The 22497-nt window shown below is 33.1% G+C and carries 28 protein-coding genes; all 28 read left to right on the top strand.

Going from position 1 to position 22497, the window contains the following annotated elements; all coding sequences use genetic code 11:
* Window positions 1-41 precede the first annotated feature (41 nt).
* The 28 genes from HMPREF0446_RS05250 (at window position 42) to HMPREF0446_RS05120 (ending at window position 22392) form a co-directional block, all read left to right on the top strand.
* The gene (locus HMPREF0446_RS05250; protein ID WP_006702438.1) at window positions 42-254 is read left to right on the top strand and encodes a cold-shock protein; all 213 of its coding nucleotides are present in this window, start codon (window positions 42-44) and stop codon (window positions 252-254) included.
* Window positions 251-655 (top strand): ribonuclease HI family protein, encoded by a 405-nt coding sequence (locus tag HMPREF0446_RS05245; RefSeq protein ID WP_006702439.1) that lies wholly within the window; start codon window positions 251-253, stop codon window positions 653-655. The genes HMPREF0446_RS05250 and HMPREF0446_RS05245 overlap by 4 nt, the downstream gene beginning before the upstream one ends.
* A 12-nt stretch (window positions 656-667) precedes the next feature.
* Complete coding sequence (locus tag HMPREF0446_RS05240; protein ID WP_006702440.1) at window positions 668-949, top strand: glutaredoxin; 282 nt, start codon at window positions 668-670, stop codon at window positions 947-949.
* Window positions 915-1217 (top strand): DUF1294 domain-containing protein, encoded by a 303-nt coding sequence (locus HMPREF0446_RS05235; protein ID WP_051349238.1) that lies wholly within the window; start codon window positions 915-917, stop codon window positions 1215-1217. The genes HMPREF0446_RS05240 and HMPREF0446_RS05235 overlap by 35 nt, the downstream gene beginning before the upstream one ends.
* Window positions 1218-1230: 13 nt before the next feature.
* Complete coding sequence (locus HMPREF0446_RS05230) at window positions 1231-1908, top strand: YoaK family protein (RefSeq protein ID WP_020991380.1); 678 nt, start codon at window positions 1231-1233, stop codon at window positions 1906-1908.
* Entirely contained in the window at window positions 1905-2426 is a 522-nt protein-coding gene (locus HMPREF0446_RS05225; protein ID WP_006702443.1) for a cysteine hydrolase family protein, read from the top strand. The genes HMPREF0446_RS05230 and HMPREF0446_RS05225 overlap by 4 nt, the downstream gene beginning before the upstream one ends.
* Before the next feature lie 15 nt (window positions 2427-2441).
* Window positions 2442-2633 carry a hypothetical protein gene (locus tag HMPREF0446_RS05220; RefSeq protein ID WP_006702444.1) on the top strand — a complete coding sequence of 64 codons (192 nt, stop codon included), beginning with the start codon at window positions 2442-2444 and terminating at the stop codon, window positions 2631-2633.
* A 13-nt stretch (window positions 2634-2646) separates the two neighbouring features.
* Window positions 2647-2997, top strand: a complete 351-nt coding sequence (locus tag HMPREF0446_RS05215; RefSeq protein WP_006702445.1) for a thioredoxin domain-containing protein — start codon at window positions 2647-2649, stop codon at window positions 2995-2997.
* Window positions 2998-3030: 33 nt separating this feature from the next.
* Window positions 3031-4383, top strand: coding sequence for a DUF2130 domain-containing protein (locus HMPREF0446_RS05210; protein WP_006702446.1), 1353 nt, complete (start codon window positions 3031-3033; stop codon window positions 4381-4383).
* 11 nt (window positions 4384-4394) lie between these two features.
* Window positions 4395-5105: a B3/B4 domain-containing protein gene (locus tag HMPREF0446_RS05205; protein WP_006702447.1), complete on the top strand. Its 711-nt coding sequence runs from the start codon at window positions 4395-4397 to the stop codon at window positions 5103-5105.
* Window positions 5106-5177: 72 nt separating this feature from the next.
* Window positions 5178-6236: a DNA polymerase IV gene (gene dinB, locus HMPREF0446_RS05200; RefSeq protein ID WP_006702448.1), complete on the top strand. Its 1059-nt coding sequence runs from the start codon at window positions 5178-5180 to the stop codon at window positions 6234-6236.
* 314 nt (window positions 6237-6550) lie between these two features.
* Window positions 6551-7657 (top strand): pyruvate dehydrogenase (acetyl-transferring) E1 component subunit alpha, encoded by a 1107-nt coding sequence (pdhA, locus tag HMPREF0446_RS05195; protein ID WP_006702449.1) that lies wholly within the window; start codon window positions 6551-6553, stop codon window positions 7655-7657.
* A 2-nt stretch (window positions 7658-7659) separates the two neighbouring features.
* Entirely contained in the window at window positions 7660-8637 is a 978-nt protein-coding gene (locus HMPREF0446_RS05190; protein ID WP_006702450.1) for an alpha-ketoacid dehydrogenase subunit beta, read from the top strand.
* Window positions 8638-8730: 93 nt separating this feature from the next.
* On the top strand, window positions 8731-10347 hold the full coding sequence (locus HMPREF0446_RS05185; RefSeq protein ID WP_006702451.1) for a 2-oxo acid dehydrogenase subunit E2: 1617 nt from the start codon (window positions 8731-8733) through the stop codon (window positions 10345-10347).
* Window positions 10348-10423: 76 nt separating this feature from the next.
* Window positions 10424-11830, top strand: a complete 1407-nt coding sequence (lpdA, locus tag HMPREF0446_RS05180; RefSeq protein WP_006702452.1) for a dihydrolipoyl dehydrogenase — start codon at window positions 10424-10426, stop codon at window positions 11828-11830.
* 121 nt (window positions 11831-11951) lie between these two features.
* Window positions 11952-13331, top strand: coding sequence for an MATE family efflux transporter (locus HMPREF0446_RS05175; RefSeq protein WP_020991379.1), 1380 nt, complete (start codon window positions 11952-11954; stop codon window positions 13329-13331).
* Between the two features lie 78 nt (window positions 13332-13409).
* The gene (locus tag HMPREF0446_RS05170) at window positions 13410-13682 is read left to right on the top strand and encodes a UPF0223 family protein (RefSeq protein WP_006702454.1); all 273 of its coding nucleotides are present in this window, start codon (window positions 13410-13412) and stop codon (window positions 13680-13682) included.
* 14 nt (window positions 13683-13696) lie between these two features.
* Window positions 13697-14476 (top strand): inositol monophosphatase family protein, encoded by a 780-nt coding sequence (locus tag HMPREF0446_RS05165; RefSeq protein WP_020991378.1) that lies wholly within the window; start codon window positions 13697-13699, stop codon window positions 14474-14476.
* 49 nt (window positions 14477-14525) lie between these two features.
* Window positions 14526-15071: an LOG family protein gene (locus HMPREF0446_RS05160; protein WP_006702456.1), complete on the top strand. Its 546-nt coding sequence runs from the start codon at window positions 14526-14528 to the stop codon at window positions 15069-15071.
* A 78-nt stretch (window positions 15072-15149) separates the two neighbouring features.
* Entirely contained in the window at window positions 15150-15635 is a 486-nt protein-coding gene (locus HMPREF0446_RS05155) for a hypothetical protein (protein WP_006702457.1), read from the top strand.
* 58 nt (window positions 15636-15693) lie between these two features.
* Window positions 15694-16239 (top strand): DUF1697 domain-containing protein, encoded by a 546-nt coding sequence (locus tag HMPREF0446_RS05150; RefSeq protein ID WP_006702458.1) that lies wholly within the window; start codon window positions 15694-15696, stop codon window positions 16237-16239.
* A 79-nt stretch (window positions 16240-16318) separates the two neighbouring features.
* Window positions 16319-16657 carry a putative DNA-binding protein gene (locus tag HMPREF0446_RS05145; RefSeq protein ID WP_006702459.1) on the top strand — a complete coding sequence of 113 codons (339 nt, stop codon included), beginning with the start codon at window positions 16319-16321 and terminating at the stop codon, window positions 16655-16657.
* Between the two features lie 20 nt (window positions 16658-16677).
* The gene (gene ffh, locus HMPREF0446_RS05140) at window positions 16678-18114 is read left to right on the top strand and encodes a signal recognition particle protein (RefSeq protein WP_006702460.1); all 1437 of its coding nucleotides are present in this window, start codon (window positions 16678-16680) and stop codon (window positions 18112-18114) included.
* 21 nt (window positions 18115-18135) lie between these two features.
* Window positions 18136-18690 carry an NADPH-dependent FMN reductase gene (locus HMPREF0446_RS05135; RefSeq protein WP_006702461.1) on the top strand — a complete coding sequence of 185 codons (555 nt, stop codon included), beginning with the start codon at window positions 18136-18138 and terminating at the stop codon, window positions 18688-18690.
* A 156-nt stretch (window positions 18691-18846) separates the two neighbouring features.
* Window positions 18847-20184 carry an MFS transporter gene (locus HMPREF0446_RS05130; protein ID WP_006702462.1) on the top strand — a complete coding sequence of 446 codons (1338 nt, stop codon included), beginning with the start codon at window positions 18847-18849 and terminating at the stop codon, window positions 20182-20184.
* Between the two features lie 325 nt (window positions 20185-20509).
* Window positions 20510-21397, top strand: coding sequence for a diacylglycerol/lipid kinase family protein (locus HMPREF0446_RS05125; RefSeq protein WP_006702463.1), 888 nt, complete (start codon window positions 20510-20512; stop codon window positions 21395-21397).
* Between the two features lie 407 nt (window positions 21398-21804).
* Entirely contained in the window at window positions 21805-21909 is a 105-nt protein-coding gene (locus HMPREF0446_RS08870) for a putative holin-like toxin (RefSeq protein WP_396276372.1), read from the top strand.
* A 228-nt stretch (window positions 21910-22137) separates the two neighbouring features.
* Window positions 22138-22392 carry a GlsB/YeaQ/YmgE family stress response membrane protein gene (locus tag HMPREF0446_RS05120; protein WP_006702464.1) on the top strand — a complete coding sequence of 85 codons (255 nt, stop codon included), beginning with the start codon at window positions 22138-22140 and terminating at the stop codon, window positions 22390-22392.
* The last annotated feature ends 105 nt before the right edge of the window (window positions 22393-22497 follow it).

Here is a 22497-nt window from a genome sequence, read left to right as displayed (position 1 = left end):
TAAAAGCTGTCTAATAATAGAAAAGGCTGGAGGTTTTCATCATGAAAAAAGGAATCGTAAAATGGTTTAGTAATGAAAAAGGCTATGGTTTTATTTCAGTCACTGATACAGATGAAGATATTTTTGTTCACTTTACTGGCATTATATCTGAAGGATTTAAGACTTTAAAGGAAGGACAAAGAGTAGAATTTGAAATTGCACAAGGTGCTCATGGACTTCAAGCTACTCATGTAAGTGTAGTAGTTTCTGAATGATTCGAGTAAGAACAGATGCTGCTGTAAATGGAAATCCAGGGAAAGTTGGAATTGGAATTGAAATTTTATATGAAAAACAACAATTTTTATTTAAAGAAAATTCTGAACAATTAATGGATAATCATCAAGCAGAATTATGGGCGATTTATCGTGCTTTAATTATTCTTCAGGAAAAAGAATGGCATCATGATATGATTTTTTTAAATTCTGATTCGAAATTTGCGATGATGGCGATTGAAAAAAATTATACGAAACAAGTAGCTTACCAAGAGATTCTAAAAAAAGTTCAGGGAGAACTTCAATTTTTTCCTCAACTATTTTTAGAATGGATTCCTGAAAAGGAAAACCGAGGTGCTGATCAATTAGCAAGACAAGCTTTACAACAAATTTTAGGAAAATAGGGAGTTTTTAAGATGGAAGAACATGTATTATATTTTAGTAGTTTATGTCCAGATACTAAAGCATTTGTAGAGGAGTTACAAAGACAAAATATTAGCTATCGTGAGGTAGATATTACTGCAAGTATGGCAAATTTAAAAGAATTTATTCGTTTAAGAGATGATAAACCACAATTTGAAGGTCGTAAACAATGGGGATTGGTAGGTGTTCCTTGTTTAGTGACAAAAACTGGTCAATATATTTTTGAAATTGGTCAATTAAATGGAACTAGCTGTGAGGCTGTACCAGTTGAGTAATATTCTGTCGTTATTTTTAGGATATGTACTATTGATAAATCTTTTATTATTTCTTTTAATGGGAATTGATAAGAGAGCAGCCAAACGAAAAAAGTGGCGGATACCTGAAAGAAGATTATTAACATTAGGAATCATAGGTGGGGGAATTGGTGGAATACTAGGAATGCTCGTATTCCACCATAAAACTCACCGAATTTATTTTACAATTTGTTATTTAGTGAATGTGTTTTGTTTGGGAATTGCTTTCCTATACTTTATAAAACAATAGTTAGGGGGAAGTGATGAAACAACAAAAAGGAATATTATTTGCGATGTGGATAGGGCTTCTAAGTGCACTTTCAGGATTCGTAAATATTACAACATTATTATTGTATGAAAAGCCTACTACTCATATGACTGGGAATGTTTCAGGGGTTTTAATCCATGCGATGTCAGGCGAAACGAGTCATGCACTTACATTACTATTGATTATTATTAGTTTCCTACTAGGTGGAGTTTGTTGCGGAATGATTTTTTCTGAAAAAGTTTTCCGATTTGCAAACCGATATGGAATATTACTGATTGTATTAGGTTTGTTATTAGGAATCAGTTTTTGGTTAAAATTAGAGGTTTTATGGATTTATCAATTAGCATTTACTGTTGGTGTTCAAAATGGAATGTTTATTTATTACCGAGGGATGATTGTAAGAACTTCTCATTTTACAGGATATTTAACGGATACAGGATTTGCAATTGGTAGATGTCTAAGAGGTCATCGTAAGGATAAAATAAAAATAGTTTTTTATAGTTTAAGTATGTTGTTCTTTTTATTTGGAGGGACATTAGCATTTGAAATGGCAGCATGGTCTAAAGAATTATTACTTCTCGTCATAAGTATTAGTTATGTATTAGTAGGCGGATATTATTTCTTATTCCGTCATTTATACGAATACTATCATTTATTGGAGGATCAATCATGACAGATATTTTAGTTGTAGTGGATATGCAGAAAGATTTTGTTGATGGAGTCTTAGGAACAAAAGAGGCAGTAGCAATTGTTCCTAATGTAGCGTCAACGATTCGAGAGTTTTCAGGTAAAGTTTTTTATACTTTGGATACTCATCATGAAAATTATTTAGAAACAGAAGAAGGAAAAAAATTACCAGTTATTCACTGTGTCAAAGGAACTCCAGGTTGGAAATTAGATGCAACTGTACAAGAAGCTCTTTTAGAAAAAGAAGCTGTTGGAGTTGAAAAGCCTACTTTTGGATCTACAGCGTTAATGGAATTATTGAAGGAAGTTCCTTCTATTAGCTCCATTACATTTTTAGGTTTATGCACAGATATTTGTATTATTAGCAATGTTTTATTAGCAAAAGCAAACTTTCCAGAGGTACCGATTAATGTATACTCCACTACATGTGCAGGGGTAACCCCTCAAAGTCATCAGCAAGCATTAGAAGCCATGAAAATGTGTCAAATTAATGTGGTAGAATAAAGTGTAGGTGAAAGAATGGATTCTAAAGAAAAATTAAAAGAATTAAATGTCCTGAATGCCATCATGTTAGTAGCAATTCTAATTGGTATTGTAATTGGGATTATCATTCAAGAATTAATCGGGGGAGTAGCAATTGGGATGCTCGGTGGATTTATTACAAGATTAATTTATTTAAGAAAAAAATATAAGGATATTAATCCAAAATAAAGGAGAAATCATTATGTCACAAGAATTTTTTGAAGCAGTAGAAAAATTTGAAAAAAAATCAATTAAAGAAGTAGAAAGCTTAATCTCAAGTGGAGAAGAAGTCGTTTTATTTATTGGTCGTCCAACTTGTCCTTATTGCCGTCGTTTCGCTCCAAAAATGAATGAAGCACGTCAAGCTTTAAATAAACCAGCTATTTTTGTTAATAGTGAAGATGTTACACAATTAAATGAGATTCAATCATTCCGACAAAAATATGGTATTCCAACAGTGCCAGGTCTATTAGTTGCTAAAGGTGGAGAGGCTCGTGTAGTTTGCGATTCATCAATTAGCGTGGAAGATATTATTGCATTCGTTAATAAATAAGACTATTTTAATTTAAAAAGGAGAGGGACTTGTATGAACGAAATTAAATGTCCGCACTGTCAAAAGGTTTTTACAATTGATGAACATTCTTATGCAGATATTGTGAGTCAAGTTCGTAATCAAGAATTTACACAAGAAATTCATCAACAATTAGAATTAGCCAAAAAACAATTTGAAACAGAACAACAATTAAAATCTCAACAAGCTCAATCTCATTTTGAAGAGAAATTAGCACACTATACACAACAAATTGCTTTATTAGAGCAAGAGCTAAAACAAGCTAGTCAACAAATGGAAGTTCAAGTTGAAAAAGAAAAACATAAATTAGAATTGGAATTATCTAAGATTCAACAAGAACAAGTTGTTTCAAAACAAGAATTGACGCAGCAATATCAAGAAAAAATTACTCAGCAAGAACAATTGATTCAATCGCTTCAAGCGAAAATTGACGCACAAGAAACAAAAGAAGCCTTACGAGTTTCTCAGTTATCTGCTGAAAAAGATCGTGTTATTGCTGATTTAGAAGCGAAAAATCATTTGCAAGAAAAAGAACAAGAAGTTCAAGCAGCTGCTTTAAAAGAAAAATACGAGTTAGAATTACGTCAAAAAGACGAAACGATTGCCTTTTATAAAGATTTTAAAGCAAAACAATCGACAAAAATGATCGGTGAAAGTTTAGAACAACATTGTGAGATTCAATTTAATCAGTTGAGAATGACGGCTTTTCCAAGAGCTGAATTTGGTAAAGATAATGATGCTAAAACAGGAAGTAAGGGTGATTATATTTACCGAGAATATGATGATTTTGGGAATGAAATTTTATCGATTATGTTTGAGATGAAAAATGAAAATGATGAAACAGCAACGAAGAAGAAAAATGAACATTTCTTTAAAGAGTTGGATAAAGATCGGCGTGAAAAAAATTGTGAATATGCGATTTTAGTATCTTTGTTAGAAGCAGATAATGAACTATACAATAATGGAATTGTGGATGTCAGTTATGTATATGAAAAGATGTATGTTGTTAGGCCTCAATTCTTTATTCCAATCATTACATTATTAAGAAATGCAGCGTTAAATTCATTAAAATATAAACAAGAATTAGCACAAATGAAAGAGCAACAATTAGATATTACGCATTTTGAAGAAGATTTGCTAGCATTTAAAACTGCCTTTTCTAAAAACTATGAATTAGCGAGTAAGAAATTTAAAACAGCAATTGATGAAATTGATAAAACAATTTCGCATTTACAAAAAACAAAAGATGCATTGTTATCATCTGAGAATAATTTAAGATTAGCGAATAATAAGGCGACTGATTTAACTGTTAAAAAACTCGTCAAAAATAATGCAACAATGAAACAGAGATTTGAAGAATTAGAATAGGAGAATGAAAAATGGCAAAATTTATCGTAGAACCAGAATTTTGGGAACTATTTCCAGAAGGTCAAGTGAATGTATTAGTATTAAAAGGCATTAATAATTTTGTAGATGAAACAGAAGATCCTTATTTTGAAGGGATTTTACAAGAAGCTTGTCAAAAAGCCCAAGTTCATTTTACAGAAGAAGTGTTTAGCGATAATCTTGTTATCCAACAATGGAGACAAGCCTATTCTAAGTTCAAAACAAAAAAAGGAGCTCGTTCTTCTATTGAAGCATTATTAAAACGTGTTTCTCAAGGACATACATTCCGTTTGATTACTCCATTAGTAGATATTTATAATAGTATTTCTATTGAATATGCTGTTCCATTAGGGGGAGAAGATTTAGATAAAATTCAAGGAGATTTACGCTTAGGTAAAGCAAAAGGTGGAGAAAGTTTCTTCCCATTAGGAGCTGATGAAGATGCCCCAGCATTAGAAGGCGAAATTTGCCACTTCGATAATGATGGAGCTGTATGTCGTTGCTTGAACTGGAGAGAAGCGAAGAGAACGATGTTACAAGAAGAAACAACTAATGCAGTTCTTATAATGGAATCTGTGACAAAAGATCAAGCTGAAAGAGCAACAATTGCAATGGAAGCACTAAAAAAACGTTGCGAAGAATACTTCAATGTAACAGGAGTAAGTTTTATTGTAACGCCTGAAAATAGCGAAGTTGAATTATAATAGGAAAGTGGTAGAGCAATTGTTCTGCCACTTTTTGAATAGTTTAAAAATACAAAAGGAAGGGGGAAGCGAATGCGCAAAATATTACATATTGATATGGATGCTTTTTTTGCATCTGTTGAACAAATGGACCATCCTCATTTAAGAGGAAAACCGATTATTGTTGGCGGAAAAGTAAATCAACGTGGAGTGGTGGCAACTTGTTCTTATGAAGCAAGAGCATTTGGAGTACGATCCGCAATGCCAACGAGTAAGGCCATACGATTATGTCCAAAAGCCATTATTGTTCCTCCGAATTTTGAACGATATCGACAATTAAGTTTACAAATTAGAGAAATATTTCATAGATACACTCCTTTAGTTGAACCGATGTCGATTGATGAAGCGTATTTAGATGTTACGGAGAATTCAAAAAATCAAACTTCTGCAACAATAATTGCTAGAGAAATACAAGAAGCTATCTATAAAGAAGTAGGATTAACTTGCTCAGTTGGAGTATCATTTAATAAATTTTTAGCTAAAATAGCTTCCGGCCAACGAAAGCCAGCTGGAATTACCGTTATTGATCAAGAATCATTTCCAGAATTTATTAAAACTTTGCCTGTTGAGAAATTTTTTGGTGTAGGTCAAGCAACTACAAAAAAATTACATCAGAAAAAATTATTAATTGGGGAAGATATTTTAAATTGTTCAAAAGAGTATTTAATCAAATATTTTGGAAAACAAGGAGAAGCTCTGTATCGACAAGTAAGAGGACAATCTAATGATCAATTAACATTGTATCGTGAAAGAAAATCATACGGTAAAGAAGAAACTTTATTAGAAGATACAACAGATGAAGATGTACTACAGAAATATATAGAGCAATTCTCAGAACAAATATCAAAATGGTTAAAGAAAAATAAATTGGCAGCTAAAACAATAACGATAAAATTAAAACAAAGCGATTTTGAAACTAAAACAAGAAGTAAGACATTAGAAACCTATGTCCAGAGTAAAGAAAAATTAGAGATAGAAGCCTATCACTTATTGATGGAGCAGTATAATAATGAATCGGTACGCTTAATTGGATTAACAGTTTCTCAGTTTGAACAGACGGATCATTTATTTGAACAAGTGAAACTGTTTTAAAAATATTAGTACAGTTTTTAGAACAGTGTATAACACAGAAACTGAACTAAATTTTTCATTTGTTTTCATTACAAGTGAAAAATGATAAAAATATTGCACAAAATTTTATAAATAAATGTATTGTTTATAATGAAAAAATTGTAATGCTATTCACAAAAAATAAAAATTAAAACTCGAACTTAATTACTTGCATAAGTAAAAAAAGCATGGTAAATTAATATATGAAAATAATAGAAATGATACAGAAATAAAATTCTGTTTCTTCATTTTTGTTATGAAGCACAATTTCTTAAAGAAAAGGGGAAACAAAAAGTATGGCAACGAAGAAAAAATTCGATCTCGATGCACTTTTCACACCAGATAACTTGAATTTTGAAATGGTTCAAGTATTAGATGAAGAAGGAAAAGTTGTAAATCCAGATTTAGTACCAGATTTATCTGACGATGAATTAGTCGAATTAATGACTGATATGGTATGGTCACGTATTTTACATGAACGTTCAACAGCGTTAAACCGTCAAGGACGTTTAGGATTCTACGCTCCAACAGCAGGTCAAGAAGCTTCACAATTAGCTTCAATTAAAGCAATTGATAAAGGTGATGTATTATTACCAGGTTACCGTGATGTACCTCAATTGGTAAAACATGGTTTACCATTATCACAAGCATTCTTATGGTCTCGTGGACATGTTGCAGGGAATATGTATCCAGAATCATTAAAAGCATTACCACCACAAATTATCATTGGTGCACAATATGTTCAAGCAGCAGGGGTTGCATTAGGATTACAAAAACGTGGTAAGAAAAATGTCGCTGTTACTTATACAGGTGACGGAGGTTCTTCACAAGGGGATTTCTATGAAGGAATTAACTATGCTGGTGCATACAAATCACCTGCTATCTTCTTCATTCAAAACAATGGATGGGCTATCTCAACTCCTCGTGAATTACAAACAGCTGCTACAACATTAGCTCAAAAAGCTGTTGCTGCTGGTATTCCAGGTATTCAAGTAGATGGTATGGACCCATTAGCAGTTTATGCCGTAACTAAAAAAGCTCGTGAATATGCTGTTGCAGGAAATGGTCCTGTATTAATCGAAACAATCTGTTTCCGTTATGGTCCTCATACATTATCAGGGGATGATCCAACTCGTTATCAACCAGAAGGAATTCAAGATGCATGGGCTAAAAAAGACCCATTAATTCGTTTCCGTAACTACTTAACAGCTAAGGGCTTATGGTCTGAAGAAAAAGAAAATGAAGTTATTGAAGCAACTAAAGAAGAAATTAAAGAAGCAATCAAAGAAGCTGATAAACAACCAAAACAAAAAGTTTCATTCTTCTTGAAGACAATGTTTGAAGAACCAACAAACGTTATCCAAGAACAACTTGATTACTTTGAAGCAAAGGAGAATAAATAATTATGGCACAAATGACAATGATTCAAGCCATTACGGATGCATTGGCTTTAGAATTAAAACGTGATGAAAATGTCCTAATTTTCGGTGAAGACGTTGGTAAAAACGGAGGAGTTTTCCGTGCAACTCAAGGACTTCAAGATGAATTTGGAGAAGACCGTGTATTTAATACTCCTTTAGCAGAATCAGGTATTGGTGGTTTAGCTATCGGTTTAGCATTAGAAGGTTACCGTCCAGTTCCAGAAATCCAATTCTTTGGATTCGTATTTGAAGTAATGGATAGTGTTGTTGCTCAAGCAGCTCGTTACCGTTACCGTATGGGTGGAACTCGTCAAATGCCTATCGTATTCCGTTCACCATTTGGTGGTGGGGTTCACACACCAGAATTACACTCAGATAACTTAGAAGGTTTAGTAGCACAATCACCAGGTTTGAAAGTCGTTATTCCTTCAAACCCATATGATGCAAAAGGTTTATTAATTTCAGCGATTCGTGACAACGATCCAGTTGTTTACTTAGAACATATGAAATTATACCGTTCATTCCGTGAAGAAGTTCCAGAAGAAAGCTATACAGTTCCTCTAGGAAAAGCAGCTGTAACTCGTGAAGGTACAGATGTTTCAATTATTACTTACGGAGCTATGGTTCGTGAATCAGTTAAAGCAGCTGAAAACTTAGAAAAAGAAGGCATTTCTGTAGAAGTTATCGACTTACGTACAGTTTCTCCATTAGACTTAGATACAATTTTAGCTTCAGTTCAAAAAACTGGACGTGTAGTAGTTGTACAAGAAGCTCAACGTCAAGCAGGTATCGGCGCAATGGTAATGTCTGAAATTTCAGAACGTGCAATTTTACACTTACAAGCACCAATTGGACGTGTTGCAGCACCAGATACAATTTTCCCATTTGGTCAAGCAGAAAATGACTGGTTACCAAATGCAAGTGATATTGAAGCAAAAGTTCGCGAAACTTATAATTTTTAATTCGTAAAACCATTCACTAAAGAGCAAAAAGCCCTTCAAAGGTGATTTGCTCTTTAGAATATTTAAGTAAAAATTAAGAAGGGATGTACAAGCATGGCTTTCCAATTTAAAATGCCTGATATCGGTGAAGGTATCGCAGAAGGCGAAATCGTAAAAATCGACATTAAAGTCGGTGACACAATCCAAGAAGATGATATTTTATTCGAAGTACAAAACGACAAATCTGTAGAGGAAATTCCATCTCCAGTAAGTGGTAAAGTATTAGAAGTTAAAGTTCAAGAAGGAACAGTAGCTCGTGTTGGAGACATTATCGTAGTTATCGATGATGGTTCTGGTCCAGCAGAAGCAGCTCCAGCTGCATCAGCTGCTCCAACAGCAAGTGCACCAGCGGCTCCAGCAGCAGGTGTATTCCAATTCAAATTACCAGATATTGGTGAAGGAATTGCAGAAGGTGAAATCGTAAAAATTGATGTTAAAGTAGGCGACACAATCGCAGAAGATGACATTTTATTTGAAGTACAAAATGACAAATCTGTAGAAGAAATTCCATCTCCAGTAAGTGGAACAATTACTGCAGTTTTAGTATCTGAAGGAACAGTAGCTCGTGTAGGAGATGTTATTGTTGAAATCGCAGCAGAAGGAGTTGCACCAGTTGCAGCGCCATCAGCACCAGCGGCTCCAGCAGCTAGTCCAGCACCAGTAGCGGCTCCAGCACAACCAACAGGAGTTCCAGCAGCAAGCAATCCTGGTAAATTAGTATTAGCAATGCCTTCAGTACGTCAATACGCTCGTGAAAAAGGTGTTGATATTACAGCAGTTGTTCCAACTGGTAAAGGCGGACGTGTAACTCGTGAAGATATCGATAACTTCGGTGGTGCAACAGTTGCAGCTCCTGCAGTAGAAGCAGCACCAGCAGCACCAGCGGCAGTACCTGCATCAGCACCAGCGGCTCCAGCAGCGCCAGCAGCCAAACCAGAACCAGCTAAACCATTTGTAGGTTCAGCAGAACGTGAAGAACGCGTGAAATTAACTCCAATGCGTAAAGCAATTTCTAAAGCAATGGTTAATAGCAAACATACAGCTCCTCACGTAACATTACATGATCAAGTTGAAGTTTCTAAATTATGGGATCACCGTAAGAAATTCAAAGATGTTGCTGCGGCACAAGGTACTAAATTAACATTCTTACCATATGTTGTTAAAGCATTAGCAGTAGCAATGAAGAAATATCCTGTATTAAATGCTTCAATTGATGATGCAACACAAGAAATCGTGTACAAAAACTACATCAATATCGGTATTGCAACTGATACAGATTTAGGATTATTCGTTCCAAATATTAAAGATGCAAATACTAAGAGCATGTTTGGAATTGCTGATGAAATTAATGCATTAGCAGCTAAAGCTCACGAAGGTAAATTAACTGCAGCTGATATGGGACATGGAACAATTACAATTTCAAATATTGGTTCAGTAGGTGGTGGCTGGTTCACTCCAGTTATTAACTACCCTGAAGTAGCTATCTTAGGTGTAGGTACAATCGTTCGTGAACCAGTTATTAACGAAAACGATGAAATCGTAATCGGACGTAACATGAAATTATCATTAAGTTTCGACCACCGTATCGTGGACGGAGCTACTGCTCAAAAAGCAATGAATGAATTAAAACGTTTATTAGCTGATCCAGAATTATTATTAATGGAAGCTTAATTATAAATTAGTAGTACGACGTAAACCGTTTGGTATACGTCGTATCACTATTGAAAACTTTTAAGAGGTGAAAAAGATGGTAGTAGGCGATTTCGCTATTGAACTAGATACAGTCGTAATTGGTGCCGGCCCTGGTGGGTATGTTGCTGCAATTCGTGCAGCTCAAGAAGGACAAAAAGTTGCGATTATTGAAAAAGAATATATTGGTGGTGTGTGTTTAAACGTTGGATGTATTCCATCTAAAGCATTAATTTCTGCAGGACATCATTATCAAGAAGCTCAACATTCTGAAGTTTTCGGAGTAACTGCAAAAGAAGTAGTATTAGATTTTGCGAAAACTCAAGAATGGAAAGATAACCAAGTTGTTAAAAAATTAACTTCTGGTATTGAATACTTATTAAAGAAAAATAAAGTAGAAATCATCCGTGGGGAAGCATTCTTAGTTGATGACCATACATTACGTGTTGTGACAGAAGATTCTGCTCAAACATATTCATTCAACCATGCAATTATTGCAACTGGTAGCCGTCCAATTGAAATCAAAGGTTTCAAATTTGGTGGACGTGTTATCGATTCAACTGGTGGTTTAGGATTAAAAGATGTTCCTAAGAAACTAGTTGTTATCGGTGGTGGAGTAATTGGTTCAGAATTAGGTGGAGCTTATGCTAACTTAGGTTCTGAAGTAACAATTTTAGAAGGTGCTCCAAGCATTCTATCAATGTTCGATAAAGATATGGTGAAATTAGTAGAAGATGATTTCGCTAAAAAAGGTGTTAAAGTTATTACTTCTGCAATGGCTAAAGAAGCTGTTGATAATGGAGATAGCGTAACCGTTAAATTTGAAGTTGAAGGAAAAGAAGAATCAATTCTTGCTGATTATGTAATGGTTGCTGTAGGACGCCGTCCAAACACTGATGAATTAGGATTAGACGTTGTAGGTGTTGAAATGACTGAACGTGGTTTAGTAAAAGTAGACAACCAAGGCCGTACAAATATTAAAAATATTTTCGCAATTGGAGATATTGTTCCTGGTGCAGCATTAGCACATAAAGCAAGTTACGAAGGTAAAATTGCTGCTGAAGCAATCTCAGGTAAACCAGTTGCTGTTGACTATCGTGCAATGCCAGCTGTTGCGTTTACAGATCCAGAATTAGCTTCTGTTGGTTATACTCAACAACAAGCGAAAGATGCAGGATTAAAAGTGAAAGCATCTAAATTCCCTCTAGGTGGAAATGGACGTGCAATTTCATTAAATGCAACTGAAGGTTTCGTTCGTTTAATTACTACAAAAGACGATAATGTAATCGTTGGTGCTCAAGTAGCAGGGGTAAATGCAAGTGACTTAATCGCAGAATTAGGTTTAGCGGTTGAGGCAGGTATGAATGCAGAAGATATCGCATTAACAATTCACTCACATCCATCATTAGCAGAAGTAATTATGGATACAGCTGAATTAGCATTAGGAATGCCAATTCATATTTAATAAAATTTATTGAAAGACCGAGTTTACTCGGTCTTTTTTGTATTTCGAAAATATTTTGAGTTGCACATCATCTCTAATGGGTATAGAATAGAGTGTAATTTTGAAAAGAAGGAGAGATGGCATGGAAGAAGGGGGAAATCAGAAGTTTAATAAAACACAATTAAGAATGAATATTTTTCATATTGTATGGCCTGTTTTTATTGAAGTGTTATTAGGCTCTTTATTCGGAATGATCGATATGATGATGGTAGGTCGTATTTCAGAACATGCAGCTCAAGCAGTTTCTGCTGTTGGGATGACGAACCAACCCGTATTTTTAGGATTAAGTTTTGTTCAAGCATTGAATGTAGGTGGAACAGCCATCATTGCTCGTTATTATGGAGCAAAAAAATATAAAAATATTAGCTTAGTTTTAAAACACGTGATGTTGCTGGCAATGCTGGGATTTGTACTTCCTATTTCAGTGTTGATGATTTTACTAGCACCCTATGTATTATCTTTTTTAGGGGCAGATGTATCTGTTATTGAAGTAGGGTCAGCTTATTTTCGTGTCATTATGCTAGGATTTATTTTCCAATCATTTTCATTTACGATGACAGCAGCTTTACGTGGAATTGGTGAAACAAAAATTCCGATGCGTAATAATTTAATTGCGAATAGTTTAAATGTACTTGGAAATGCTGTGTTAATTTATGGTTTATTTGGTTTCCCAGTTCTTGGAGTAACTGGAGCAGCTATTTCGACAGCATTAAGTAATGTGATTGCCATGTCGTTAAACTTACGGTATGTGTTATCTAAAAAGAGTGTTTTATATTTAGATTTTAAGGAAAAATTTGAATTTCGTCTTGAAATGATGAAAGATTTAATTCGAATTGGATTACCGACTGCTTTGGAACAATTGGCATTAAGAGTTGGGATTATTTCATTTTTAAATATCGTTTCGGGACTAGGAACTAATGTATATGCGGCTCATCAAATTTCGTTAAATATTTTAAATCTAACGTATTCACCTGCACAAGCTTTTGGAATTACAGCATCAACTTTGATGGGACAATCTCTTGGAGCAAAAAATGAGCAATTGGCGAGAATGTATACTAGAATGTGTCAACGAATTGGTTTTGTCATTGCAATCGGAATGTCATTATTTATCTTTTTCGGGTCGCAAACTTTGGCAGAATTTTATTCTACAGAACCTGAAATTATTCAAAACACAATGATTGCTCTAACAATTGTAGCATTTGTTCAACCGTTCCAAAGTCATCAATTAATTACTTCTGGTGCATTAAGAGGGGCTGGAGATACGGTATGGCCATTGATTGCCATTTTTGTAGGTTCAATTGTTATCCGTGTTAGTTTAGGATATGTTTTTGTAAACATTATTGGCTTAGGTTTAGCAGGAGCATGGTATGCAGTATTTATTGATCAATTTATTCGTTGGCTCATTATTCTATTTAGATTTAGATCTGGAAAATGGAAAAATATTCGTATTTCTCTAGATTAGGAGAGGAAAGGATAAGCCTTTTTATTTTATTAAAAAAGGTGTATACTAAGTAGTGTACTTTTTTGAGGAGGGACTTATTTGGCAAATTATAGTTATCCATTAGACTTGGATTGGACTCACCAAGAAATGTCAACAGTTATTGCATTATGGAATGCTGTAGAAGATGCTTATGAACGTGGAATTGAAACAGAATTATTTATCAAACGATATAAAGATTTCAGAACGATTGTAAAAAGTATTGGTGAAGAAAAAAGACTAGGTAAAGAATTTGAATCGGTTTCTGGATATAGTTTATACCGTGTCGTTCAAATGAGTAAAAATGCTTCAAAAAGAATTAAAATGGAACAGTAGAAAGGATGTTAGTTATGGATTTATTTGCAACACATTTATTAGTCAATGATTGGATTATGGAGGCTGGAAATAAAATTCGTCATAGCTTTGGTGAATCAATTACAGTGGATACAAAAACTAGTCGTAATGACTTAGTAACGAATGTTGATAAAGAAATCGAGCAATTTTTGATTTCAAAAATTCGTGAACAATTCCCAACACATAAAATTATGGGTGAAGAAGGATTCGGTGACGAATTAACTTCAATGGACGGATATGTATGGTTAATTGATCCAATCGATGGCACATTAAACTTTGTAAAACGTCAAGAAGATTTTGGAATTATGGTCGCTTTATATAAAGATGGCGTTGGTTTATTAGGTTACATTTATGATGTAATGCGTGATCGTTTTGTTTATGGTATTAAAGATTATGGTGCTTATTGCAATGGTCGTCGCTTATCTAAACCAGAAGTTCATAGTATCGGTGATAGCTCTATTAACGTAAACGGATTTATGTTATTAGAAGCAAATGAAAAAGAAGCAGCTATGATTCGTAAAGCAATGGTAACTCGTACTTATGGAGCTTCTTCAATTGAACATATCCAAGTAGTATTAGGAAAATCTGTTGCTTATGTTTCAACATTATTAGCACCATGGGATATTGCTGCTGGTATGGTGATTGCAAAAGAATTAGATTTACACTATAGTACAGTGGACGGAAAAGAAGTAGACTTCTTAGTACCAAACAAAAAGACTACAGGAGTTATCTGTTCAAAAGATATTGCTGAAGAAATTATTGCAGCATTTAAATAATAATAATCGAGTCGTAAGATTTTACGGCTCTTTTTTATAAGGAGAATTTATGAATATTGCAGTTTATTGTGCCGCTAGTCAGAGTAATGATTCAACTTTTGATGAAAGAACAGAAGAACTAGGGAACTGGATAGCGAAGAATAACCACACACTTGTATACGGTGGAGGAAATACTGGTTTAATGGGAGTGGTTGCAACCTCAGTTATAGAATCGGCTGGAGAAGTTATTGGTGTCATGCCACAGTTTTTAGTGGATCGTGAAATCGCAAAAAAAGATATTACAAGACTTCATATTGTTGAAACGATGTCAGAACGTAAAAACAAAATGATTGAATTAAGTGAAGTATATATTGCACTTCCCGGCGGACCAGGAACACTAGAAGAAATTGCAGAAGCCGTTTCATGGGTAAGAGTCGGTCAAACGAATGGAATTTGTATTTTCTACAATATGGAAGGCTATTATGACCATTTAGAGGCTTTTTTCAATCATATGGTAACGACAAATCTACTAAGTAAGGAAGATAGAAATCAAATCTATTTTGTAAAATCACTAGAAGAAATTGAAAAATTAATCAAAAACTACGAAAAGCGTTAGAGGAGAGTCTGACGCTTTTTAATATTTGATAAAACTATTTAAATGATCAGTTTTTTGAACAGTAATGAGGTTATAATAGTGAAAGTAGGAAAGTTTAGAGTTATTTTTAGAGGTGTAAATTGGGGTGGATATGTTATGAAAAAGAGTATTATTCTTATATTGATATTAGTTGCCTGTATTTTTGCGTTTAATCATTTTGCCCAGAACAATAGAAATGAGCTTTCTGAATTAGGGACTCCTGTGCAAAATATAAAATTGGAGTATAAAAGTGAGAGAGGTTTTGGAAACGATAGATTTGATATGTACTCTTTTTCTATAGAGGGTGAAGTTAACTTTAATGACGATGTTAGTAATCTTAAAGGGATTTATCAAAAAGAATTTAGAAGTATCCTAAATACAGAAAGTAAAAAGAATCAAGAATTAAAAGAAAAACAAAATCAAATAGAAAATCTATTAGAGGAGAAACGTTTTGTTCATAAATTTATTAACCTAGAAGGCACTAAAAAATTGTATTTGTATGATACGGTATCAAACAAAGGATATTGTTTCATACTAATAATTTGATTTTTGTCGTATAATCATTAATGTAATATTAAAATGATTTAATGAAGGAGATTTTATAGTGAGATACATTCTTTTGTTACGTGGAATAAATGTGGGTGGTAAGAATAAAGTAGTAATGAGTGAACTGAAAGCATTATTAGAAGGGTTAAATTTTCAAAATGTTCATTCCTATATTAATAGTGGAAATTTATTTTTTAGTAGTATGGATACACTTGATACTTGTATTTGCAAAATCAAAGATTTGCTAGAAAGACATTATGATTTCTCAATTCCTTTTGCTTTACTGACGAAAGAAGAATATTTAAAAGAAAAAGAAAACTTACCAGAGTGGTGGAATGAAGAGTTGGCTAGAAGAGATGTATTATTCTTTTCTCATCAGTTAGATAAAAGCTCGATACTAGAGTTTCTTAATAAAGTAAACTTTCATAATGAGATAGTCCATATAGGAAATCATGCTGTATTTTGGGGGAAATTTGATGAAGCAGAGTATTTAAAGACAACTTACCATAAACAGTTATTAAAGCAAAACTTTTATAAAATGATTACGATTCGAAATGGAAACACGTTTGAAAAAATAGCTCAAATTCTAGAAACTGAAAAATAGTTCTAATTTTCATTGCAATTGGCATAAACGCTAGTTTTTGTTATAATTAGAAAGTGAGTTTAAGGACAGGAGGATGGCAATGGAAATTGAAAAGACAACTCAGATGAATTTGTTGTTAGAATTTTATGGCAAACTTTTGACTGAAAAACAACTAGGATATATGGAATTATATTACGGGGAAGATTATTCTCTTGGAGAAATTGCAGAAGAATTCGAGGTTAGTCGACAAGCCGTATATGATAATATTCGACGATCTGCTCAATTATTAGAAGATTATGAACAAGAATTACATTTAGTGAATGATTTTTATAAAAGACAAGCTATCTATGATGGAATTGAGCAGCATATCAAAGAACATTATCCAAATGATCATCAATTGCAACAATTGATGACAGACTTACAAGAAATGAATAAATAGCCTAATTGAGGAGTGAGAAAATGGCATTTGAAGGATTATCAGATCGTTTGCAAAATGCGATGGGTTCGGTAACAAAAAAAGGAAAAATTACCGAAGCTGATTTAAAACAAATGATGCGTGAAGTTCGTTTAGCGTTATTAGAAGCAGACGTTAACTTCAAAGTTGTAAAAGATTTTGTACGAAAAGTAAATGAACGTGCATTAGGTTCTAATGTATTAGAAGCATTATCTCCAGCACAACAAGTTGTAAAAATTGTTAATGAAGAATTAACCGAATTAATGGGTGGAGAACAATCTCCATTCCAATTTTCACCTAAGCCACCTACTGTTGTGATGATGATCGGTTTACAAGGGGCAGGTAAAACAACAACTGCTGGTAAATTAGCTTCATTCTTAGCAAAACATGAAAACAAACGTCCATTATTAGTAGCTGCCGACGTATACCGTCCAGCCGCTATTGATCAATTACAAACGTTAGGAAAACAATTAAATTATCCAGTATTTTCATTAGGAACAGATGTTAATCCTGTTGAGATTGCTAGACAAGCGATTGAACGTGCAACGATTGAAGGTCGTGACTTAGTTATTATCGATACGGCAGGTCGTTTACATATCGATGAAGCTTTAATGGAAGAATTACAAAATATTAAAGCTGTTGCGAATCCAAATGAAATCTTATTAGTGGTCGATGTAATGACAGGGCAAGATGCTGTGAATGTTGCTGAAACATTTAATGAACGTTTAGATATTACTGGGGTTATTTTAACAAAATTAGATGGGGACACTCGTGGTGGTGCGGCTCTATCAATTCGTTCTGTAACAGGAAAACCAATTAAATTCTCTGGTCGTGGAGAAAAATTAGAAGATTTCGAAATTTTCTATCCTGAACGTATGGCTTCTCGTATTCTTGGTATGGGCGATATCATGACTTTAATTGAAAAAGCTCAACAAGATTTTGATGAAGCAAAAGCTCAAGAAATGGCAGATAAAATTAAAGCTAATACATTTGACTTTAATGATTTTATCGACCAATTAGATCAAGTGAATAAAATGGGACCATTGGAAGATATCTTAAAAATGATTCCAGGGTTAAATAAAATTCCAGGATTAAATGATTTAAAAGTGGATCCAAAAGATACAGCACGTATGAAAGCTATTGTCTTATCAATGACGCCAGCAGAACGTGAAAATCCAGATATTTTATCTCAAGCAAGACGTAAAAGAATTGCAGCAGGTTCAGCTCGTCCATTGGCAGAAGTAAACCGTTTGATTAAACAATTTAATGAGTCTAAAAAAATGATGAATCAAATGTCAAATGGAAATATGCAAGCGATGGAATCAATGATGGGACAATTAGGCATGGGTGGAGGCCGTAATAAATTAGGTCAAATTGCTATGCAACAATATGCTCGTCGTCAAAAACAAAATAAATTGAAAAAATTAAAGAAAAAACGTTAATAAATAGAAGGAGAGTTTGCAATGTCAAAACAAGTATTATTCATTAATGGTTCATTAAGAAAAGAATCTTTTAACCAAACTATTATTGATTATGTACAAGAAAAATTAGTTGAAAAAGGCTATCAAACAAAACAAATAAGTTTTAAAGATGTACCATTTTTCAGTCAAGATATTGAATTTCCAGCTCCTGCTATTGTAGAAGAGTATCGTGGAGATTTTGAAGCATCTCAAGCTGTTTGGATTGTATCTCCTGAATATAACGGAAGTTTACCAGGAAGTTTAAAAAATGGTTTAGACTGGATGTCTCGTTCATTAGACATTACTTCTTATGCACCTCCTGCTTACATTGATAGCAAATTAATTGCATTCAGTAGTGCAGCTGGACATTCTGGTGGGGCAAATGTTTTACGTGCTTTAACAGAATTAGTTACTAAAATGCGTATGAATCCACTAGAAAAAACAGTGGGACTTCATATCGGAGCAGGATTCCAAACTGGTGTTTTAACTCTAACAGATGAAGATAAATCTGAATTAGATAAACAAGTGGAATTATTAGTGGAAGCATTAGAAAAATAATGATTGAATGAATAGAAACGACCAGGCTTTTGTCTGGTCGTTTTATTTGTACCTGAAATAGTTTTCAGTGGCTTTTTATAAATGAATTATGGTAAGATATTTGGCTGTGGATTTTTAGTGAAATGTATAGCAATAAATTGAAAGGATGTAACATGAATGAATAATGAAAAATGGCATGTATTGCCAGCAGTAATTGCGACAGCCATTATGAGTTTCTGTGGTGTATTAATTGAAACGGCAATGAATGTAACATTTCCGACATTAATGCAAGAATTTCAGACAACTTCATCTGGAATTCAATGGGTGACAACAGGTTATTTATTAGCCATTGCGATTGTTGTGCCTATTTCTGCGTATTTAGTACGTAATTTTACAACAAGACAATTATTTTTAGCTTCGAATTTAATTTTTATTATAGGAGTTTTAATCAATTGTATTTCTCCAAATTTAATTATGCTATTATTTGGAAGATTTTTACAAGGGGTTGGTACTGGAATTGCGTTACCATTAATGTTCCATATTGTATTAACTCAAGTACCAATTGAACAGCATGGTATAGTCATTGGATTAGGTTCTATGACAACTGCTTTAGCACCACCTATTGGACCAACTTTTGGTGGACTAGTTTCAGCAGCTTTAGGATGGAGATTTATTTATTGGATTTTAATTCCATGTTTGGTTATTTCTTTAGTGATTGGTTTATGGGCGATTCCAAAAGAGAAAAGTATTCAAAAATCACCATTTAATCTGCTAGCATTTTTCTTCTTAGCGAATTGTTTAGCTAGTTTATTAATGGCAATTGAACATTTATCTCTTGTATGGCTATTAAGTGCAGTAGTAACGGGTGGATTATTTGAATATTTCAATCGTAAAAATGCTTTATTATCTTTTGCACCATTTAAAAATCATACATTTAATGGAATGTTATATGTAGTGTTAGCGTTCCAAGCAACAGTATTAGGTTTATCATTTGTTTATCCGAACTATTTACAATTAGGTTTAAATCAAAGTGCGACAACTGCAGGGCTATTTATGTTCCCAGGTGCAGCAATGGTTGCTTTATTGGCTCCTGTTTCAGGTAAATGGTTTGATGTTAAAGGACCGTTGAAGCCTTTATTAACAGGTTTAATTTTGGCGAGTATTGGTGGAGTATTGATTAGCGTTTTCTTTGAACATTTAGCGATTCTTCCATTATTAGCATTGAATATTATTTTAATGAGTGGAAATGGATTTGTAATGGGAAGTAATGTAACATTTTGTTTAATGCAATTAGACAAGGATGTTCAAGCAGATGGAAATAGTATCGTTAATACTTTACAACAGTTTACTGGGGCTATTTCTACAACAGTCGTGGCAAGAATTTTTTCAGCAAATATGGATCGATTACCATTTGCTGGAAAATATAGTTTAATGTTTATTACAACTTTAATTTTATTAGCTTTAGTAATCTTTATTGTTCAGTATAAGAAGACAAGAAAACCTAGTGAAGTATAATAATGATGTTTCGTACATAAAATTCAAAAAGAAAAAATTTCTTTGTAGCTAAAGTAAAAAAATCCATCGTGAAGATGGATTTTTTTAAAGGCAAAATTCGAGACTAAGGCTCGAATTTTAGCCATGAGACTCGCTATGCGAAGCTGCTGGCGCCCTAGCCTACAAAAGGAATTTTTTTTGAATTTTATAAGAGATGAGTGTTATTTTTATTAACAATTTTAGTAATTTAACTTTATAGGCAAGTTAGAATGCGTTTTCTTCATCCTATGATATAATCTTAGTATATTATAAAAATAATATGGATTAAAATTAAGGAGCTGATGATTTGAAAAAGGCAATGGTTATTATTAACCCAACCTCTGGAGGAGAACAAGCATTAAATTATAAAGAAAAAATTGAAAATAAAGCAAAAGAATATTTTGAAGTTGTTGAAACACGAATTACTGAAAAAGCTTTAGATGCCACTCATTTTGCTGAAGAAGCAGCTAAAGAAAAATATGAGGCTGTAATTGTTTTCGGTGGAGATGGCACGGTGAATGAAGTTATTTCAGGGATTGCTGAAAAAGAATATATTCCAAAATTAGGGATTATTCCTGGAGGAACAGGTAATTTAATTACTAAATTAGTACAAATTGATCAAGATATTGATAAAGCAATCGAAAGTTTAGATTTTAATTTAACAAATAAAATTGATATTGGTAAAGCAAATGATCATTATTTTGGATATATCTTCAGTGTAGGTTCATTACCAGAAGCAATTCATAATGTAGAAATTGAAGATAAAACAAAATTTGGAATGTTTGCATATGCAATTAATACAGTAAAATCTGTTATTAGAGATGAAGTTTTTAATATTAAAGTTGAGACTGAAAATGGCAACTATGAAGGAGATGCTAGTCAAGTATTAGTGTTATTATCAAACTATTTCTCAGATAAAAAAATATTTGATGAGAACAAAGTAGGATATGCTAATATTTTAATTTTAAAAGATGCGTCTATTTTCTCTAAATTATCATTAATTCCTGATTTATTAAAAGGGGATGTGGTAGAAAATGATAGTATTGAATATATTAAAGCAAAAACGATTAAAATTTCTTCTGATATCGAAATCGAATCAGATATTGATGGAGATCAATCAGATGATTTACCAGTGGAAATTAAAGTGTTAGGAAATCATATTGAAATCTATTCATATCCAATTGAAGAAGCATAAATAGGATATTCAATCGTTCAAGTGAATTGAATGATGTTTTGCGTATATAAAATTCAAAAGAAAAATTCCCTTTGTAAGCTAGGCCCGCCAGCAGACAGCTTTGCCTGTAAAAAAATCCATCTCATGATGGATTTTTTTACTTTAGCTACAAAGAAAATTTTTCTTTTTGAATTTTATTAGAGTTGAGCGTAATTTCTCAAAGAACGTAAAAGTATACGATTTGGTAATAATACTAATATAGGAGAAACTAAATTATAAATCGAAAGATTAAAAATAGAGCTATTTCATTTTAGGAATGTTTATGGTAGAGTATATGCGTAGAAAGTTTGAAAGCGGTGGCAATCTCTTAATAAGGTAGGTGATGCTTATGAGCATTGAATTAAATCTACTAGAAAGGAGGTTGCGATTTGTCAAGCTATGAAGTAATGACATTGATAGGAACCTTTGCCATGGTACTATTGGCATTGTTGTCATTAATTGTCAAAATCATAGAAATAATGACAAAAAAATAACACCGCTCACAACTTTGACGAGTTGAGTGATGTTATTTTAGTCACTTAATTAGCCACCGTCTTTTTAACGGTCTACAAGAGAGTCGAGTTCCCGCTCGGCTCTTTTTGTATCTAAAGTATAACAGAATATAAAAAATATGCAAATAATTCTTCTTTGATTTGCAAGAACATAGTGAATCTGTTACTCTAATTTTAGAAAATAGAAATATGATTAAAAGGGGTAGAAAAATGGGATTATTTACATGGATTGCTATTGGAGCGTTTGCTGGATGGATTGCAAATTATTTTATGGATCAAGATGAAAGACTTTTTCCTTTTTCTGATATTATTATTGGAATATTAGGTGCAGTAGTTGCTAAATTTGTTTTTAGTTCTTTTGGTGCTGATCCAATAACAGGATTTAATCTTCAAAGTGTTGTATTTTCATCTCTAGGAGCAATTTTTTTAATTTGGTTTTTTAGAAAGAAAAAATCAGAAGATTGATATTAATGAAATCTAGAATAAAATGACTATTTTATGTAAATAAAAATTCAAAAAGAAAAAATTTTCTTCGTAGCTATAGTAAAAAAATCTACTACTACTAGTAAG

It is taken from the genome of Granulicatella elegans ATCC 700633, assembly GCF_000162475.2.
Lineage (GTDB): Bacteria > Bacillota > Bacilli > Lactobacillales > Aerococcaceae > Granulicatella > Granulicatella elegans.
Note: the sequence above shows the minus strand (reverse complement) of the source record. Positions and strands in the feature narration are given on the sequence as shown.

What these genes read in the sequence shown, in the direction of transcription:
- HMPREF0446_RS05250 (WP_006702438.1), top strand. Translation starts at nt 42, where the DNA reads ATGAAAAAAGGAATCGTAAAATGGTTTAGTAATGAAAAAGGCTATGGT.
- HMPREF0446_RS05245 (WP_006702439.1), top strand. Translation starts at nt 251, where the DNA reads ATGATTCGAGTAAGAACAGATGCTGCTGTAAATGGAAATCCAGGGAAA.
- HMPREF0446_RS05240 (WP_006702440.1), top strand. Translation starts at nt 668, where the DNA reads ATGGAAGAACATGTATTATATTTTAGTAGTTTATGTCCAGATACTAAA.
- HMPREF0446_RS05235 (WP_051349238.1), top strand. Translation starts at nt 915, where the DNA reads ATGGAACTAGCTGTGAGGCTGTACCAGTTGAGTAATATTCTGTCGTTA.
- HMPREF0446_RS05230 (WP_020991380.1), top strand. Translation starts at nt 1,231, where the DNA reads ATGAAACAACAAAAAGGAATATTATTTGCGATGTGGATAGGGCTTCTA.
- HMPREF0446_RS05225 (WP_006702443.1), top strand. Translation starts at nt 1,905, where the DNA reads ATGACAGATATTTTAGTTGTAGTGGATATGCAGAAAGATTTTGTTGAT.
- HMPREF0446_RS05220 (WP_006702444.1), top strand. Translation starts at nt 2,442, where the DNA reads ATGGATTCTAAAGAAAAATTAAAAGAATTAAATGTCCTGAATGCCATC.
- HMPREF0446_RS05215 (WP_006702445.1), top strand. Translation starts at nt 2,647, where the DNA reads ATGTCACAAGAATTTTTTGAAGCAGTAGAAAAATTTGAAAAAAAATCA.
- HMPREF0446_RS05210 (WP_006702446.1), top strand. Translation starts at nt 3,031, where the DNA reads ATGAACGAAATTAAATGTCCGCACTGTCAAAAGGTTTTTACAATTGAT.
- HMPREF0446_RS05205 (WP_006702447.1), top strand. Translation starts at nt 4,395, where the DNA reads ATGGCAAAATTTATCGTAGAACCAGAATTTTGGGAACTATTTCCAGAA.
- dinB (WP_006702448.1), top strand. Translation starts at nt 5,178, where the DNA reads ATGCGCAAAATATTACATATTGATATGGATGCTTTTTTTGCATCTGTT.
- pdhA (WP_006702449.1), top strand. Translation starts at nt 6,551, where the DNA reads ATGGCAACGAAGAAAAAATTCGATCTCGATGCACTTTTCACACCAGAT.
- HMPREF0446_RS05190 (WP_006702450.1), top strand. Translation starts at nt 7,660, where the DNA reads ATGGCACAAATGACAATGATTCAAGCCATTACGGATGCATTGGCTTTA.
- HMPREF0446_RS05185 (WP_006702451.1), top strand. Translation starts at nt 8,731, where the DNA reads ATGGCTTTCCAATTTAAAATGCCTGATATCGGTGAAGGTATCGCAGAA.
- lpdA (WP_006702452.1), top strand. Translation starts at nt 10,424, where the DNA reads ATGGTAGTAGGCGATTTCGCTATTGAACTAGATACAGTCGTAATTGGT.
- HMPREF0446_RS05175 (WP_020991379.1), top strand. Translation starts at nt 11,952, where the DNA reads ATGGAAGAAGGGGGAAATCAGAAGTTTAATAAAACACAATTAAGAATG.
- HMPREF0446_RS05165 (WP_020991378.1), top strand. Translation starts at nt 13,697, where the DNA reads ATGGATTTATTTGCAACACATTTATTAGTCAATGATTGGATTATGGAG.
- HMPREF0446_RS05160 (WP_006702456.1), top strand. Translation starts at nt 14,526, where the DNA reads ATGAATATTGCAGTTTATTGTGCCGCTAGTCAGAGTAATGATTCAACT.
- HMPREF0446_RS05145 (WP_006702459.1), top strand. Translation starts at nt 16,319, where the DNA reads ATGGAAATTGAAAAGACAACTCAGATGAATTTGTTGTTAGAATTTTAT.
- ffh (WP_006702460.1), top strand. Translation starts at nt 16,678, where the DNA reads ATGGCATTTGAAGGATTATCAGATCGTTTGCAAAATGCGATGGGTTCG.
- HMPREF0446_RS05135 (WP_006702461.1), top strand. Translation starts at nt 18,136, where the DNA reads ATGTCAAAACAAGTATTATTCATTAATGGTTCATTAAGAAAAGAATCT.
- HMPREF0446_RS05130 (WP_006702462.1), top strand. Translation starts at nt 18,847, where the DNA reads ATGAATAATGAAAAATGGCATGTATTGCCAGCAGTAATTGCGACAGCC.
- HMPREF0446_RS05120 (WP_006702464.1), top strand. Translation starts at nt 22,138, where the DNA reads ATGGGATTATTTACATGGATTGCTATTGGAGCGTTTGCTGGATGGATT.